The 15,523-nt window shown below is 73.1% G+C and carries 12 protein-coding genes; 1 reads left to right on the top strand and 11 read right to left on the bottom strand.

The genetic code is table 11. The annotated features are described in order from the left end of the window. Positions 1 to 132 precede the first annotated feature (132 nt). The 8 genes from ACE4Q9_RS20335 to ACE4Q9_RS20300 form a co-directional block, all read right to left on the bottom strand. Positions 133 to 744 (bottom strand): hypothetical protein, encoded by a 612-nt coding sequence (locus ACE4Q9_RS20335; protein WP_397985650.1) that lies wholly within the window; start codon positions 742 to 744, stop codon positions 133 to 135. A 184-nt stretch (positions 745 to 928) separates the two neighbouring features. Then, positions 929 to 2,386 carry an adenosylhomocysteinase gene (gene ahcY, locus ACE4Q9_RS20330; protein ID WP_397985649.1) on the bottom strand — a complete coding sequence of 486 codons (1,458 nt, stop codon included), beginning with the start codon at positions 2,384 to 2,386 and terminating at the stop codon, positions 929 to 931. A gap of 296 nt (positions 2,387 to 2,682) precedes the next feature. Continuing rightward, entirely contained in the window at positions 2,683 to 3,663 is a 981-nt protein-coding gene (locus ACE4Q9_RS20325; protein ID WP_397985648.1) for a cation diffusion facilitator family transporter, read from the bottom strand. A gap of 127 nt (positions 3,664 to 3,790) precedes the next feature. Continuing rightward, the gene (gene manA, locus ACE4Q9_RS20320) at positions 3,791 to 4,942 is read right to left on the bottom strand and encodes a mannose-6-phosphate isomerase, class I (RefSeq protein ID WP_397985647.1); all 1,152 of its coding nucleotides are present in this window, start codon (positions 4,940 to 4,942) and stop codon (positions 3,791 to 3,793) included. Positions 4,943 to 5,064: 122 nt separating this feature from the next. Continuing rightward, complete coding sequence (locus ACE4Q9_RS20315) at positions 5,065 to 6,192, bottom strand: SIS domain-containing protein (protein ID WP_397985646.1); 1,128 nt, start codon at positions 6,190 to 6,192, stop codon at positions 5,065 to 5,067. Between the two features lie 111 nt (positions 6,193 to 6,303). Continuing rightward, positions 6,304 to 6,474, bottom strand: coding sequence for a Trm112 family protein (locus ACE4Q9_RS20310; RefSeq protein ID WP_007450268.1), 171 nt, complete (start codon positions 6,472 to 6,474; stop codon positions 6,304 to 6,306). Positions 6,475 to 6,679: 205 nt separating this feature from the next. Further along, positions 6,680 to 8,044: a phosphomannomutase/phosphoglucomutase gene (locus ACE4Q9_RS20305; RefSeq protein WP_397985645.1), complete on the bottom strand. Its 1,365-nt coding sequence runs from the start codon at positions 8,042 to 8,044 to the stop codon at positions 6,680 to 6,682. A gap of 187 nt (positions 8,045 to 8,231) precedes the next feature. After that, positions 8,232 to 8,654: a DUF3499 domain-containing protein gene (locus ACE4Q9_RS20300; protein WP_186287702.1), complete on the bottom strand. Its 423-nt coding sequence runs from the start codon at positions 8,652 to 8,654 to the stop codon at positions 8,232 to 8,234. Between the two features lie 326 nt (positions 8,655 to 8,980). On the opposite strand from ACE4Q9_RS20300, the gene ACE4Q9_RS20295 reads away from it, so the two are divergent. After that, positions 8,981 to 9,439, top strand: a complete 459-nt coding sequence (locus tag ACE4Q9_RS20295) for a metallopeptidase family protein (protein ID WP_397987274.1) — start codon at positions 8,981 to 8,983, stop codon at positions 9,437 to 9,439. Between the two features lie 150 nt (positions 9,440 to 9,589). Here the strand turns inward: ACE4Q9_RS20295 and ACE4Q9_RS20290 are convergent, their stop codons facing one another. The 3 genes from ACE4Q9_RS20290 to ACE4Q9_RS20280 form a co-directional block, all read right to left on the bottom strand. Continuing rightward, positions 9,590 to 11,107 carry a DUF5719 family protein gene (locus tag ACE4Q9_RS20290; RefSeq protein WP_397985644.1) on the bottom strand — a complete coding sequence of 506 codons (1,518 nt, stop codon included), beginning with the start codon at positions 11,105 to 11,107 and terminating at the stop codon, positions 9,590 to 9,592. Beyond that, entirely contained in the window at positions 11,104 to 14,871 is a 3,768-nt protein-coding gene (locus ACE4Q9_RS20285) for a glycosyltransferase (RefSeq protein ID WP_397985643.1), read from the bottom strand. The genes ACE4Q9_RS20290 and ACE4Q9_RS20285 overlap by 4 nt, the downstream gene beginning before the upstream one ends. Before the next feature lie 224 nt (positions 14,872 to 15,095). Next, a complete protein-coding gene (locus ACE4Q9_RS20280) occupies positions 15,096 to 15,359 on the bottom strand; it encodes a WhiB family transcriptional regulator (protein WP_003975777.1) in 264 nt (87 codons plus the stop codon). Positions 15,360 to 15,523: the final 164 nt, after the last annotated feature.

Raw genomic sequence — 15,523 nt, 5'->3', positions numbered from 1 at the left:
GCGCTCACCGCGGAGTACGGCCGCCCCCACCCCGCCCGCGCCGACGCCCGGTGGACAGCGGAGCCGGCGGTCGGGGCAGCGCCCTTCCCTCGTCAGCGCGAGACGCCCCTTGTGCCCCGCCCGCCCCGCTGCTCAGCGGAACGTCGACGGCGGTGACTCCAGGTCCTCCAGCTCGATTCCGGGCGCGGCCAGCACCACGTCGCCGGCGATGTGGACGGTGTGCTGTTCGCCCGTGTCCAGGGCGCTGACCTGGTATTCGTCCACGGTCAGAGGGCCGTTGTCAGTGGCGTGTGCTTCGCTGTTCACCAGTGCCCAGGACTGGTCCACGGTGCGGGGGGCGAGGACCGGGTCCGTGAGGGCGACGAGTCGTACGCGGGTCGCGGAGGAGGGGGTGAGGCGCACGAGACGAGCGGTGGCGACGAGGAACGCGGGGGACGTGCCGGTGAAGGCGTGGGCGCGCACATTGCCTTCGGTGGCATGGGTTCCGGTGGGGTCCGTGCGGACCCAGGTGACGCCGTCGAGGGCGGCACCGCGGACCTGCCAGCCGCCCGCGTGGAGTTCGAGGCGGATGGGACGGCCGAGGTCGTCCAGGGCGAGGTCGACCGAGCCGCTCTGGTCGCCGGCGGGGGTCGTCAGCCGGGAGACGTAGCGCCAGCCGGACGGGCCGGGGGCGCACTGGAAGTGTTCTTCGCCGAGGGGGGTGCGATCGTGCGGATCGTGGAGCGAATAGCGGCCGCGGGGCATGGGGGTCCTGGGTTGTGACGGGCTCGGGGGGCGTCGCCGCGGTACGTCCGTCCGGGGGCGTGAGCGCCGGACGGGTGCGTGAAGGCCGGACCGGACCGGCCAAAGGGGCAGGCCCCCGGCACGGGGGTGCGGGGGCCTGCCTCTGCGGACCTGGCCGAGACGCGGTGACGCGGCTCGGGGGCGGTCAGTAGCGGTAGTGGTCGGGCTTGTACGGGCCCTCGACCTCGACGCCGATGTACGCGGCCTGCTCCGGGCGCAGCGTGGTCAGCTTGACGCCGAGGGCGTCGAGGTGGAGGCGGGCGACCTTCTCGTCCAGGTGCTTGGGCAGCGTGTACACGCCGGTCGGGTACTGGTCGGGCTTGGTGAACAGCTCGATCTGCGCCAGCGTCTGGTCCGCGAAGGAGTTCGACATCACGAACGACGGGTGCCCGGTCGCGTTGCCCAGGTTCAGCAGACGGCCCTCGGACAGCACGATGATCACCTTGCCGTCCGGGAACGTCCACGTGTGGACCTGCGGCTTGACCTCGTCCTTCACGATGCCCGGAGTCCTCGCCAGGCCGGCCATGTCGATCTCGTTGTCGAAGTGACCGATGTTCCCCACGATCGCCTGGTGCTTCATCCTGGCCATGTCCGAGGCCATGATGATGTCCTTGTTGCCCGTCGTGGTGATGAAGATGTCGGCGGTCTCGACGACCTCGTCCAGCGTCGTGACCTGGTAACCGTCCATCGCCGCCTGGAGCGCGCAGATCGGGTCGATCTCCGTGACGATCACGCGAGCACCCTGGCCCCGCAGAGACTCCGCACAGCCCTTGCCGACATCGCCGTAACCGCACACGACGGCGGTCTTGCCGCCGATCAGCACGTCCGTGGCACGGTTGATGCCGTCGACCAGGGAGTGCCGGCAGCCGTACTTGTTGTCGAACTTCGACTTCGTCACCGCGTCGTTGACATTGATCGCCGGGAACAGCAGCACACCGTCACGCTGCATCTCGTACAACCGGTGCACACCCGTCGTGGTCTCCTCCGTCACCCCGCGGATCTCGGCGGCCAGCTGGGTCCACTTCTGCGAGCCGTCCGTGATGGTGCGGTGCAGCAGTTCGAGGATGACGCGGTGCTCGTCGGACTCGGCGGTCTCCAGGCCGGGGACCTTGCCGTCCTTTTCGTACTCGACGCCCTTGTGGACGAGGAGGGTGGCGTCGCCGCCGTCGTCCAGGATCATGTTCGGGCCGCCGGTGGGGCTGTCCGGCCAGGTCAGCGCCTGCTCGGTGCACCACCAGTACTCATCCAGGGTCTCGCCCTTCCAGGCGAAGACCGGGACGCCCTGGGGGTTGTCCGGGGTGCCGTTCGGGCCGACGGCGATGGCGGCGGCGGCGTGGTCCTGGGTGGAGAAGATGTTGCAGGAGGCCCAGCGGACGCGGGCGCCGAGGGCGACCAGGGTCTCGATCAGCACGGCGGTCTGCACGGTCATGTGCAGGGAGCCGGTGATCCGGGCGCCGGCCAGCGGCTGGCTCTCGGCGTACTCCTTGCGGATCGCCATCAGGCCGGGCATCTCGTGCTCGGCGAGGGTGATCTCCTTGCGGCCGAACTCGGCCAGCGAGAGATCGGCGACCTTGAAGTCCTGTCGGTTGTCGACAGTCGTCATTACGAGCTGCTCCTCGGAATCGGGGCGAGGGTGGGTACGGCTGATCTGCGCGGCGGCGGACATACGGATGCCCGGAAAGAGGACATGGGCATGCCCACGTGCGCGCAGCGCAGTCCGTCGGAGGCCCTCTCTCCCTCGGACGGTCCGTGGTGGGACCGCCCGACCGCCATCAGCAGCGACGTCTGGCTCCGTCCCAAGCTACACCGGACCGCCCGCTCGCCCACAGTCCGCGTCCGCATGGTTCAAGCCGTATCCGAGGCGGCGGCACGGTTGGGGGCGGGGTGGGCGGGGCCGGGTCAGTGGCCGTCGGCGTGCGGGTTCGGGCCGCCGGGGGTCGCCGCCGGGTCGGGTCCCTTGGCGGCCTCGGCCTCGCTGTAGATGTCGGGTTCGAGGTAGATCACACGGGCGATGGGGACGGCGGTGCGGATGCGGTCCTCGGCGGCGTCGATGGCGGCGGCGACCTCGGCGGCGGTGTCGTCGTGCCGTACCGCGATCTTGGCGGCGACCAGCAGTTCCTCGGGACCGAGGTGGAGGGTGCGCATGTGGATGATCCGGGTGACCGAGGCGCCGTCGACGGTCACGTCCTCGATCTTCTTGATCACGTCGAGGCCGGCCGCCTCGCCCAGCAGCAGCGACTTGGTCTCGGCGGCCAGGACCAGGGCGATGCAGACGAGGAGGACACCGATGCAGACGGTGCCGACGCCGTCCCAGACGCCGTCGCCGGTGAGCAGGGAGAGGCCGACGCCGCCGAGGGCGAGGACGAGACCGATGAGCGCGCCGAAGTCCTCCAGCAGGACGACGGGCAGCTCGGGGGCCTTGGCGCGGCGGATGAACTGCGACCAGGACAGCGAGCCGCGCAGTTCCTTGGACTCCTTGATGGCGGTGCGGAAGGAGAAGCCCTCGGCGAGGATCGCGAAGACGAGGACGGCCACCGGCCAGTACCAGTTCTCCAGGGCGTGCGGGTGGGAGATCTTCTCGTAGCCCTCGTAGATGGCGAACATGCCGCCGACGGAGAAGAGGACGATCGAGACGAGGAAGGCGTAGATGTACCGCTCGCGGCCGTAGCCGAAGGGGTGCTGCGGGGTGGCCTCGCGCTGGGCCTTCTTCCCGCCGACGAGCAGCAGGAACTGGTTGCCGGAGTCGGCGAGCGAGTGGACGCCCTCGGCGAGCATCGAGGAGGAGCCGCTGAAGGCGAACGCCACGAACTTCGATGCCGCGATCGCGAGGTTGGCGCCGAGTGCCGCCACGATCGCCCTGGTACCGCCTGACGCGCTCATGTGTCCGCGTTGTCCCTTCGGTCTTTGCCCACTCTGCGCCTTTGCCCGGCCTTTGCCGGTGGGCCATTGTCGCAGCCCGGCCGGGCCCCGGCGCGTCAGGTGTCCCCAGTCCCGGTCATACGATCCGTCAAACGCGCACGGTGGCGCGGAAGACCGTACCCGCGCCCGAGATCTCGGCCTTCTCGTCGGCCGGGACGAACACCGAGTGTCCGGGACCCAGTTCGTGCTCGCCCGCGTGGACGGAGCCGGCCGTGCACAGCAGGATCTGCGGGGTGTTCCGGGTGAGGTCCTGGGCGGTGCCGCCCTCGGCCAGGACGTACCGGGAGAGCCGGAACTCGTCGATCGGCGTCTCGTAGACCTCCTCGCCGTCCGGGGCGGCCTCGGGTCGCAGCACGCCGGGGTCGCCCGCCTCGAAGCGGACGACGCGCAGGAGTTCGGGCACGTCGACGTGTTTGGGCGTCAGACCGCAGCGAAGGACGTTGTCGGAGTTGGCCATGATCTCGACGCCCAGGCCGTCGAGATAGGCGTGCGGGACACCGGCGCCCAGGAACAGCGCCTCGCCGGGCTGGAGGCGGACGTGGTTGAGCAGCATGGCCGCGATGACGCCGGGGTCGCCGGGGAAGTGGTGGGCGAGGCCGGCGTACGGGGCGTAGTCGCCGCCCAGGCGGGCGCAGGCGGCGGTGGCCTCGGCGACGGTGCGGGCCATGTCGTCGCGGTCCGCGCCGAGGATCGCGGTGAGGACCTCGCGCAGGGCCGCCTCCTCGGGGTGGGCTCCCAGGAGATCGACGTACGGCTTGAGCAACTCGACGCCGAGACCGGCGAGCAGGTCGGCGGCGCGGGCCGGGTCGCGGAAGCCGCACAGGCCGTCGAACTCGGTGAGGGCACAGATCAGTTCGGGCTTGTGGTTGGCGTCCTTGTAGTTGCGGTGCGGCGCGTCGATCGGGACGCCTCTGCGCTCCTCGTCGTCGTAACCCTCCCTGGCCTGCTCCAGATCGGGGTGCACCTGGAGGGACAGGGGCGCGCCGGCGGCGAGGATCTTCAGCAGGAAGGGCAGGTGCGGGCCGAACCTGGCCACCGTCTCCTTGCCCACTTCGCGCTCCGGGTCGGCGTCGATCACCTCGGCGAGGGTGCCGCGCGGGGTGCGCGACGGGGCGCCGGGGTGGGCGCCCATCCACATCTCCGCCTGGGGCTCGCCGGTCGGCTCGACGCCGAGGAGGTGCGGGATGGCGGTGGGGGAACCCCAGGCGTAGGGGCGGACGGTGTTGTCGAGGCGGTCCATGTGTCTTCTCTGTCTTCCGTGCGTGCGCTGCTCGGCCGGCGGGGCTCGCGCGGGGCGCGGTGCCGGTGTGCGGGCCGTGGAAGGGCGGGCCCGTGGCCGGTGCGGACCGGCCCGTAGCCAGATCAGGCCCCGGAAGCGAGCGCCAGGTAAACGGCGGCGAAATCCGTGACGGCGATCAGTTCCGCGAGGGTCTCCAGTTCGCCGCCTTCCTCGGGTTCGAGTTCGCTGATCGGCGTGTCGTGGCTGAGGGCCAGGTCACGGGCGGCGGGGGCGGCGGTGAGGCCGCCGCTCGGGCGGTCACGCAGCAGCACCACGCGCGCGTGCAGCGAGGGCGCCTCCTCCACGCGGTCGCGGAAGAAGTCGTCCGGGTCGGCGCTGGCGGCGAGGGGGCCGGCCAGCAGGGCGCCGTGCGCGGCGAGCGCCTCGGGCAGTTCGGCGACGACGGCGGGGCGGCCGGCGAGTTCGGCGAGGGCGGCGGCGAAGCGGCGGCCCGCGGGGCCCGCGGAGGTCCCCTCGGTCCACACCACGGGGAGCGCGTCGGCGAGTTCGGCGGCGAGGGTCTTCGCGGGGTTGCTGTAGGCGGCGATGACGGGGCCGCAGCGTTCGGCGATCCGGTCGAGGCGGTCGGCGACCTTCTCCAGGGCCTCGGGCGGGGCGGAGAGCAGGCCGATCCGGTCCAGGAGGGCGAGCAGCGGGGTCAGCAGGGCCCAGAAGACGCCGGGCGAGGACGCGGCGAGCGGTTCGTCCTGGTCGTACGGTGCCGTCGCCATCGGGACGAACAGCCCGTGGGTGCCGCCGACGGACTCGGCGAGGGGGGTGCCGGCCGGGGCGACGGCGACGACGGTGAGGCCGCGGCGGTACGCCTGGTCGGCGAGGAGGGCGAGGCTGGGTTCGGTGCCGTCCGGGGTGGTGATCAGGAGCAGGTCGACCGAGCCCGCCCAGCCGGGGAGTTCCCAGCGCAGGGCGCCCGCGGCCGGGGCGACGCCGGTGGGGGCGAGGCGGACCACGGGGCTGCCGGGGCCCGCCAGGGTGCCGAGGAGGTCGGCGGTGTGGGTGGCGGCGGCGCCGGGTCCGGCGATCAGTACGGCGCGGGGGCGGCCGTCGGGTTTGAGGTTGCCGACGCCTGCCTCGGCGGCGTGCCGGGCGGCGGTGCGCACGCGGGCGCCGGCCTCGGCGGCACCGCGCAGCAGGCCCCGGCGGTCGGCCTCGGCGAGGCCCTCCGGGCTGTCGAGCAGCGATTCGTCCAGCATGGGCGGCAGCCTCCGATGGCCGGGGGTGGCTACGACGTCTAAGACCCTACGGGGTGCGGGGGCCTTGGAGGGTACGGCGGTGTCCTCGACGGTACGACGGTTGGGGCCGCGTCACTCGGGGCGGCGGGCCTCGTCCACGAGGAGGACCGGGATGCCGTCGCGGACCGGGTAGGCGAGACCGCAGTCCTGGCCGGTGCAGATCAGCTCGGCGTCCTGCTCCTTGAGGGGGGCGTGGCAGGCCGGGCAGGCGAGGATCTCCAGGAGGCCGGCTTCGAGCGGCATGGGGTGTGTCCCTTCGGGGGCGGGGTTTCTCGGACCGCTGGTCAGCGTACCGCTGCGGGGCGGGTGGGGCGGGGCCTTGCCCACCCGCCCGCGCGAATCGCCTGGCCCGGGGCGGGGGTACGGGCGCTGCGGGCGACGACGGCCGCGAGCGCTTCCAGGAGGCGTTCGCCGCGGCCTGGACCGGGCGCGGGCGGGGCCGGGGATGTCACGCCCTGATGATGGCCAGCGCCTCGTCGCGGATCTTGGTCATCGTGGGCTCGTCCTTCGCCTCGGCGTTCAGGCGGAGGAGGGGCTCGGTGTTGGAGGGGCGGACGTTGAACCACCAGTCGGTGGCGGAGACGGTGAGGCCGTCGAGGTCGTCGAGGGTGACGCCGGCCCGGCCCTCGTACGCGGCGCGGATCGCGGCGAGGCGGCCGGACTGGTCGGCGACGGTGGAGTTGATCTCGCCGGAGCCCGCGTAGCGGTCGTACTGGGCGACGAGCGAGGACAGCGGGCCCTCCTGGCCCCCGAGGGCGGCGAGGACGTGCAGGGCGGCCAGCATGCCGGTGTCGGCGTTCCAGAAGTCCTTGAAGTAGTAGTGCGCGGAGTGCTCGCCGCCGAAGATCGCACCGGTGCGGGCCATCTCGGCCTTGATGAAGGAGTGGCCGACGCGGGTGCGGACCGGGGTGCCGCCGTTCTCGCGGACGACCTCAGGGACCGTGCGGGAGGTGATCAGGTTGTGGATGATCATGCCATCGCCGCCGTTGCGCGCGAGCTCGCGCGCGGCGACCAGGGCGGTGATCGCGGACGGGGAGACCGGGTCGCCGTTCTCGTCCACGACGAAGCAGCGGTCGGCGTCGCCGTCGAAGGCGATGCCCAGGTCCGCGCCCTCGGCCGGGACGCGCTTCTGGAGGTCCACGAGGTTGGCCGGGTCGAGCGGGTTGGCCTCGTGGTTCGGGAAGGTGCCGTCCAGTTCGAAGTACATCGGCACGAGGGTCAGGGGCAGGCCGGCGAAGACCGTGGGCACCGTGTGGCCGCCCATGCCGTTGCCCGCGTCGACGACGACCTTCAGGGGGCGGATCGCGCGCAGGTCGACCAGCGAGCGCAGGTGCGCCGCGTAGTCCTCCAGCGTCTCGCGCGAGGTGAGGGTGCCCGGCTCCGCGGCCGGTTCCGGGGCGCCCGACTCCAACCATTTCTCCACCAGTTCGCGGATCTGCGCGAGACCGGTGTCCTGGCCGACCGGGGCGGCACCGGCGCGGCACATCTTGATGCCGTTGTACTGGGCCGGGTTGTGCGAGGCGGTGAACATCGCGCCGGGCAGGTCCAGCGCGCCGGAGGCGTAGTAGAGCTGGTCGGTGGAGCACAGGCCGATCTCGGTCACGTCCACGCCGCGGTCCGCCGCGCCGCGCGCGAAGGCGCGGGACAGGCCGGGGGACGAGGGCCGCATGTCGTGGCCGACGACGATCGCCGACGCGCCCGTCACCTGCGCGAAGGCGGCGCCGAAGAGTCCGGCCAGTGTTTCGTCCCACTGGTCCGGGACCACTCCGCGTACGTCGTACGCCTTCACGATCTGCGACAGATCAGCAGTCACGGCCAACCCTCCTGAAAGTTCTCTGGCCCCCACAAACTACCCGTTCGCGGTAAGGGGGAGGTGTGTGGACACCTGGGGCGCGCGTCCTCCGGGAGGAACCGGGAAGCACCGGGAGGAGTGGCGGGGCGGATGGCGCTCCGGGACGACCCCTACGGGGGAGCGTCCGTCATCCCCCCGCGGATGCCGGTCAGTTGTCGGGGGAGCGCAGGACCCGCAGATGGCCGCGGCGGGCCACCTCCATGGGGTCCGCGGCGCGGGCCCCGCCGCCTGCCCCGGCCGCGCGTTCCTGGGGGCGGGCGGCCTCGCGCACGGCATTGGCGAGCGCCTCCAGGTCGTCGCCGCTGGGCCGGGCGGGGGCGGAGCCGTCGAGGAGACGGACGACCTCCCAGCCGCGCGGGGCGGTGAGGCGCTCGGAGTGCTCGGCGCACAGGTCGTAGCAGTGGGGTTCGGCGTAGGTGGCGAGCGGGCCGAGGACCGCGGTCGAGTCGGCGTAGACGTACGTCAGCGTCGCGACGGCGGGTCGGCCGCAGGCGGTGCGCGAACAGCGACGTACAGGGCTCACGACGTTGGACGGTACCGCACTCTTGAGCGGGCCGCGACGACTCTCCACCAGGTCACTCCCCCGTGTCGTGCTGTGAGACGCCCCACATACCCCTGGAAACAGGCCCTGTTGAGCCGCAGAGAGGGGGGCTTCGGGGTGCCCGGGTGGGACTGTTTCCGGTCATGAGTCAGTACAAACACGGTCAATTGCCTTGTGTTCTGGGGACTTGAAGGGTTCGTGGACGGTCGCCGAACTGGGCCGGGGCTTGGCCGGAACGGTCGTCCGGCGACAGGAACGCGGCAGGAAAACGGCAGAACGCGGCGGAAAGTCGCCGGTGGCCGGTTGGCGCGTGCGACCGGGCGGGCGGGGCGGCCGGGGACTACGCTTCATCAGTGATGGACAACCGTGTACCGCCCCGAGCCGCAGGCCCCGGACCCCGTCGCCGTGATCGTCACGGGCGGGGCATGCGGGGGCCGATCGCACCGCCGCAGGTGCCGTTGGCGGCGAGCCGGGCGGAGGTGTTCGACGATCTCGTGCAGGACTCCGTGGAGCGGCTGGAGCGGCGGTGGCCGCAGCTCGCCGAGGTGGAGTTCCTGGTGCTGGAGGTGCCTCGCCTCGAGGGGCAGCAGGAATCGGTCGCCCTGTGGGGGGACGAGGCGGTGCCGCTCGGGGGGATCGTGCCGGCGCGGCAGGGGCGGCGGGCGCGGGTCGTGGTGTACCGGCGGCCGGTGGAGATCCGGTCGAAGGGGCGGGACGAGCGGGCGGCGCTCGTCCACGAGGTGGTCGTGGAGCAGGTCGCGGAGCTGCTGGGGCTGACGCCGGAGACGGTGGATCCGCGGTACGGGGAGGATTAGGCCCCGCCGCCCGCCGTCCGCTGCCCGCGCGCTGTCGGGTCGGCCCGCGCTGTCCGTTCGGCCTCTGCTGTCCGGTTGACCCGCGCTGTCGCGGGCCGGGGGTGGGTGCCGTTCACCCACCCCCGTAGGGCGTGACCTGGGGCGTGCCCCCTACTTCTGGAGGATCGACAGGTCCTCGTCCGTCTTCGGGACCGAGACCAGTCCCCTGTCGCTCGGCAGGGTCTGGATGGTGAACCCGGAGGGGTCGGTCGAGGTGAGGGTGCGGGAGGCGTAGACGGGGGTGGCGGTGAGGGGCTCGACGGTCAGGGCGTAGGTGCCCTTGGCGCCGGAGGGGACCGGGGCGTCGATGTCCTGGGTGGTGCCGGACTTGATCGTGTAGGTCTTGCTGACCGCCGTACCGCCCTCGCTGCCCGCCGAGGCGGTGACCTTGACCCTGGCCGTGCCGGTGGGCGCGGTCAGGGCGAGGGTGGTGCCCTTGGCGCTGTTGTCGGCCGCGGTGGCGCGCGCGCCGACGGGGGCGGTGGCCGGGATGAACGCGGTCTCCTGGTTCGCGCCCTTGCCCCGGACCACCCGCAGCGCGGCGACGACCGGCACCGACTGGTCGGTGGGGGTCAGGACCAGGGAGCCGGCCTCGCCGCGGGTGAGCGGGCCGAGGTCGGCTGCGGTGGTCATGCCGGACTTGACGTGCAGTTCCTCGTTGCCCGCCGGGGTGATCAGGCCGTCGGGCGAGGCGAGCCGGATCTTGAGGTCGGCGTCGTCGCCACCGGGCGTGAAGGCGATCAGGCGCACGTCGGTGGCGTCCTTGGGGATGCCCGGCAGCACCAGGCTGCCGGCCGGGTCGGCGGCCGCGGCCAGCCAGTCGCCGCCCGACTTGTCGTCCAGCGCCTGCACCGTGGCGCCGACCCGGCCGCTGCGCACGCTGACGTGCACGGTCAGGTCGTCCTGCCGTTCGTCGGTCAGCGTGGAGAGCAGGATCGGCTCGCTGGTGTGCGGCTTGACCGTGAGGTTCTCCCCCAGCGGCGACTTGATCGCGCCGTTCTTGCCGTACAGCTCGACGTCCACGACGGCGGCGGAGTCGTCCGGGTTGGTCAGATGGACGTAGTCGGTACGGCTGGCAACGGTGCTGGCGCCCGGGAACCAGAACTCCGTGTCGGCGGGTGTGCAGGCGACGCCCTGGAGGCCGCGGCCGGTGCCGGCGTCGATCTCGGTGGTCTCCTGGACGGTCCAGCCGGGCGCGAACTTCCCGTCGGCGGTGCCGATCAGCGCGGGTGTGTCGGCGCCTGAGGTGTCGGCGGTGACCGGGGTGCTGGGCGCCTTCGGGGTGAGCACCGGCTGGTCGGCGGTCGTCTTCTTGCCGCTCTTGCCCTTGCTCTTGCCCTGCGGGATGCCGCCCGTGCCGTCCGCCGACTGCGTGGGGGCGGCCTCGAGTTGGGCCTTGCCGCTGCTCGGGGCGCCCTGGGTGACGGGTGTGAACGAGGTGTACGTCGTGTCCGCGATGTCCGAGACGCTGGGCGCCGGGCACAGCAGACCGGTGCGCTGCACGGGCAGTTGGGCGGCGGCGCCGGACGCGGCCGCGCCGGACGCGGACGGGGTGGTCAGCGCGGCGAACGCGGTGACGGCGGCCAGCGCGGTGGTGCCGGCGATCAAGGACAGGGTGGTGCGGTTCACTGCTGGCTCCCGTCGGGGCGCTCGCTGCCGGTGCCGTGGGGCGGCTGGGCGGGGTCGTAGCCCTGCTGGGCGGGGTCGTACGCCGGGTCGTAGCCCTGCTGCTGGTACGGCGCCGGGTCGTACGGCTGCTGTTCGGCGGTGCCGCCGTAGGCGTACGGGTCGTACGCCGCCGTTCCGTAGGGGTCGGCCTGGTACGTCTGCTGGTCGTAGCCGCCCTGTTGGTAGGGGTCGGTGCCGTAGCCGGGGTACGGGGCGTCGGCGTAGGGGGTGGCGTACGACTCGTCGTAGGAGGGGTCGTACGGCTGCTGGTGCGGGATCTGGGGCTCGGCCGGGGCCGGGGGCATGTCCGGGGTGTCCCCTGCGGGCATCTCCCTCATGGGGGTCTCCCCTACGGGGGCCTGCGCCGCGGGCGGTTCCGCGGCGGACTCGTCCTCGGCCTGGGCGCGCAGGCGGCGGGCGCGGCGGCCCTCGCCCGTGGCGGCCTGCGCGGGCAGCGGCTCCTCCTCGGGAAGGTCGTCGTCCACGTCGCGCCGGCGGCCCGGCAGGGCGAGGACGATCAGGACGACGGCGAGCGCGCCCTGGGCCCACAGCCAGGCGGTGTGGATGATCGGCTCGTCGTAGGTGACGTCCAACCGCCCGCCGCTGGAGGGGAGTCGGAAGCCCTGGGCCCAGCCGTCGACGGTGGTGCGGGTGAGCGGCTTGCCGTCGAGGGTGGCGGTCCAGCCGGGGGCGGCGCTGTCCGCGAGGCGCAGGACGCGGCCGTCGGAGCCGGACGGGACGGTGGTGTGGATGTCCACCGGTCCCGCCTCGACCGGCTGGGCGCTGCCCGAGCCGACGGAGTCGGAGGTGCCCGCGGGCAGGATGACCGCGCGGGAGACCTCCTGGTCGACACGCCACAGGGCGTTGCCGTTCTGCTGGCTGAGCCGGGCCAGGCCGGGGGTGGCGTCGAGGACGCGGGTGATGTCGCGGGGCGCGCCCTTGTGGACGAGGACGTAGCGCACGGCGAAGCCGCCGAGTTCGTCGGCCTGGTCGGCGCCGGAGCCGGCGACCAGGTTGGCGACGACCTTGTCCAGGCGCGCGTTGTGGCCGTCGGCGGCGGCGAGTTCGGCGTCTCCCATGCGGGCGCCGGCGCCGCGCACCAGGGTGTAGCTGACTCGCGCGGTGGAGTCGCTGTCCAGGACGAGGGTGCGGGCCCGGTCGCCGGTGGTGGAGTCCTCGGCGACGAACGCGGGCACCTGGGCCGGGTCGCGGCGCTGCACGGGCCCGTCGGCGCCGCGGACCATCCAGGCGGCGGCGAGCACCAGGGGGCCCATGGCCGCGGTGAGGGCGATCAGGGCGGCCAGCGGCTGGCGCCAGCCGAAGCTCTGCTCGGCCACGCGCGCGCGGGCGCCGTCGGCGCCGAGGGCGGCGGCGGCCAGCAGGGCGATGCCGTAGACGAGGGTGGCGGGACCGGCCCAGGCGGACCGGTTGGCGAGGACCGCGAAGACGAGACCGGTCAGGGCGACGACCCAGGCGGCGCGGATGCCCAGCTGCCGCTGCGAGCGCAGCAGTGCGGCGAGGGCGGCGAGCACGATGCCGAGCAGCAGCAGGCCGCTCATGGTGCCGGGGCCGCCGGGGCTGACGCCGAGCAGGTCGAGCGCGGAGGCGGACGAGGCGCCGTAGTCCAGGCCCGCTTCCTTGAAGAAGCCGGTCGGCAGCAGGGTCAGCGACCAGGGGGCGAGGAGCACCAGCGGGGTGCCGAGCTGGACGAGCAGGCGCAGGCCGTGGGCGACCAGGTCGGCGCGGCGCAGCGCCAGCACGCCGAGGCCGAGGATCAGCGCGATGGGCCAGACGATCGGGGTGAAGGCCGTGGTGATGGTCAGCAGCAGGGCGTACGCCCAGGTGGCGCGCCAGCTGCCGCGGGCGCCGGTGCGGCTGGTGAGGCCGCCCGCGGCGATGCCCGCGCGGGCGATCAGCGGCAGCAGTACGGCGAGTACGGCGGTGCCGATGCGGCCGCCTGCCAGGGCGCCGGTGGTGGCGGGCAGGAAGGCGTAGGCGATGGCCGCCCAGGCGCGCAGCAGCCGGGAGGTGACCAGGGGCCGGGAGGCGAAGTAGGCGGTGAATCCGGCGAGCGGCACCGAGCAGACCAGCAGCACGGTGACCGCGACTCCGGCGGAGCCGAACAGCAGGGTGGCCAGGGTGGCGACGATGGCGAGGTAGGGCGGTGCGGCGGGGGTGCCGCCGGTGCCGACCGGGTGCCAGGCGTCCGCGAAGCGGGACCACAGGTCGCCGGCGCTCGCCGGGGCGGGCAGCAGGGCGCCGCCGCCGAGCGCGCCGCCGGTGAGCAGGGCGCGGCAGGCGACCAGGGAGATGACCAGCAGGGCGAGGAAGAGGACCGGTCCGGGCCTGCGGGCGATCCGCTTGAGGCGGACGAACTGCTCGACCTCCAGGAAGTCGGCGTCGTCGCCGCCGGGTCCGGATTCCACGGCGCCGCCGTGCCGGCCGGCCGTGGTGTCGGTGTCGGAGCTGCCGGTGAAGTTGCCCGCGAACTGTTCCACGGTGGCGCGGATGGTGGCGCCGGGGGGCGGGAAGAGGGCGCGCAGTTCGTCCTTGCCGATCCGCGGGGTGCCGCGGCGGCGCCGGGCGGCGATGATCCGCTCGGGCCGCAGCAGGGTGCCCAGCAGGCCGCGGATCTCGTCGACGGCCTGGCCCGGCACCTTGCCGACGAGGTAGGCGACGGTCCGCAGGAGGGTGCCGAGGACGAGCCGGAGCAGCACCCAGGGCAGCGCGGCGGTACGGGTGTTGGCGAGCAGCGTGTGGACGGCGCCGGCCTTGTCGACCTTGTGCGGGGAGGCGGCGGTGCGGCCCACGCAGTCCACGGCGCGGCGCTCGCGGGAGGCGGCCTCGGCGTGTCGTACGACCGCGTCGGGGGCGATCAGGACGCGGTGGCCGGCGAGGTGGGCGCGCCAGCACAGGTCCACGTCGTCGCGCATCAGAGGCAGCCGGCGGTCGAAGCCGCCGAGCTGTTCGAAGACGTCGCGGCGGATCAGCATGCCGGCGGTGGAGACGGACAGCACGGTGCGGACGTGGTCGTGCTGGCCCTGGTCCTGTTCGCGGCGGTCCAGTCCGGTCCAGCGGCGGCCGGAGTTGGCGATGGAGACGCCGACTTCCAGCAGTTGCCTGCGGTCGTACCAGCCGCGGAGTTTGGGGCCGACGATCGCCACGTCGTCGCGGCCGAGTTCGAGTTCGTTCTCGACGACCTTCAGCAGCTGGGCGAGGGCGTCGGGTTCGGGGGCGCAGTCGTCGTGCAGCAGCCAGAGCCACTGGATCGGTTCGCCGTACGGCAGTTCGGGGAGGTCGTAGGCGTCGTCGCGCCAGGTGCGGGTGGCCGGGTCCCAGCCGCTGGGGCGCTTGAGGTACGGCAGCTCGTCCGGGGTGAGGAGGGGGGCGGTGCGGCTGGCCTCCTCGACGGCCTGGCCGAAGCCGGTGCGGCGGGCGAGGTGCAGCACGCCCGCGTCACCGAGGGCTTCGCCGAGCAGCTGGGCGGAGTTGTCCGCGCTGCCGGTGTCGGCGGCCACCGCGTGCTGGACGGGGCGTTCCTGGCCGAGCAGCCCGGCGATCGCGTCGGGCAGCCAGCGCGCGCCGTCGTGGGAGACGAGGACGGCGGTGACGACGTGACGCGGAAACTCGGGTGGGCGGGCCGGGTCGAACGCCGCCTGGCGGGCTGGGTCGAACGCTGCTGCGGCGGCCGGGTCTTGGGCCGGCGTGTGGCTGTGCACGGACATCGAGGTACGGGCCCCGGTTCGCTGGACTGCGGTGGACACCCGCGACCCCAGGGCCTCGATGGGCTCGCGGGGACAGCGGGGCGTCTCGGACGAGCGACCACACTATCGGCTGCCCACGACGACGGCCCGCCGCCTGTGGATAACCCACGGGCAGCGGGCCGTTCGGGATGTTTTCTCAGATATGGCGCGGGTATGTACCGGGTGCCCGCGCCGCCGGCGCGCGGTCAGACGGCGGCCTTCTTCAGCCGGCGGCGCTCCCGCTCGGACAGACCGCCCCAGATGCCGAAGCGCTCGTCGTTGGCGAGGGCGTATTCGAGGCATTCGGACCGGACCTCGCAGGCGAGGCAGACCTTCTTGGCCTCTCTGGTGGAGCCGCCCTTCTCGGGGAAGAAGGACTCGGGGTCGGTCTGGGCGCACAGCGCGCGCTCCTGCCAGCCGAGTTCCTCGTCCGCGTCGTCGACCAGCAGTTGCTGCACCAGCTCGGTCATGTGCGCCCCTCGTCTGTCTTCACGTCCCCGTGCGTAGCCGTTACCGATTTCGGCTGAACGACACGAGTGAAATTACAAGTGTGCTGCTCCGGGCGAGTCAAGCCGAGATCTGCTATTGAGCCCGTTATTCACTCTGCGGAACCAAGGCCATGCGGAAAGTGTTC

The organism is Streptomyces sp. AM6-12 (assembly GCF_044327085.1).
Taxonomy (GTDB): Bacteria; Actinomycetota; Actinomycetes; order Streptomycetales; family Streptomycetaceae; genus Streptomyces.
This window is presented reverse-complemented; position numbering and strand designations above follow the sequence as displayed.

Bases quoted from the DNA above. Each gene is read 5' to 3' on its own strand.
- ACE4Q9_RS20335 (WP_397985650.1), bottom strand. From the start codon at position 744: ATGCCCCGCGGCCGCTATTCGCTCCACGATCCGCACGATCGCACCCCC.
- ahcY (WP_397985649.1), bottom strand. From the start codon at position 2,386: ATGACGACTGTCGACAACCGACAGGACTTCAAGGTCGCCGATCTCTCG.
- ACE4Q9_RS20325 (WP_397985648.1), bottom strand. From the start codon at position 3,663: ATGAGCGCGTCAGGCGGTACCAGGGCGATCGTGGCGGCACTCGGCGCC.
- manA (WP_397985647.1), bottom strand. From the start codon at position 4,942: ATGGACCGCCTCGACAACACCGTCCGCCCCTACGCCTGGGGTTCCCCC.
- ACE4Q9_RS20315 (WP_397985646.1), bottom strand. From the start codon at position 6,192: ATGCTGGACGAATCGCTGCTCGACAGCCCGGAGGGCCTCGCCGAGGCC.
- ACE4Q9_RS20310 (WP_007450268.1), bottom strand. From the start codon at position 6,474: ATGCCGCTCGAAGCCGGCCTCCTGGAGATCCTCGCCTGCCCGGCCTGC.
- ACE4Q9_RS20295 (WP_397987274.1), top strand. From the start codon at position 8,981: ATGGACAACCGTGTACCGCCCCGAGCCGCAGGCCCCGGACCCCGTCGC.
- ACE4Q9_RS20285 (WP_397985643.1), bottom strand. From the start codon at position 14,871: ATGTCCGTGCACAGCCACACGCCGGCCCAAGACCCGGCCGCCGCAGCA.
- ACE4Q9_RS20280 (WP_003975777.1), bottom strand. From the start codon at position 15,359: ATGACCGAGCTGGTGCAGCAACTGCTGGTCGACGACGCGGACGAGGAA.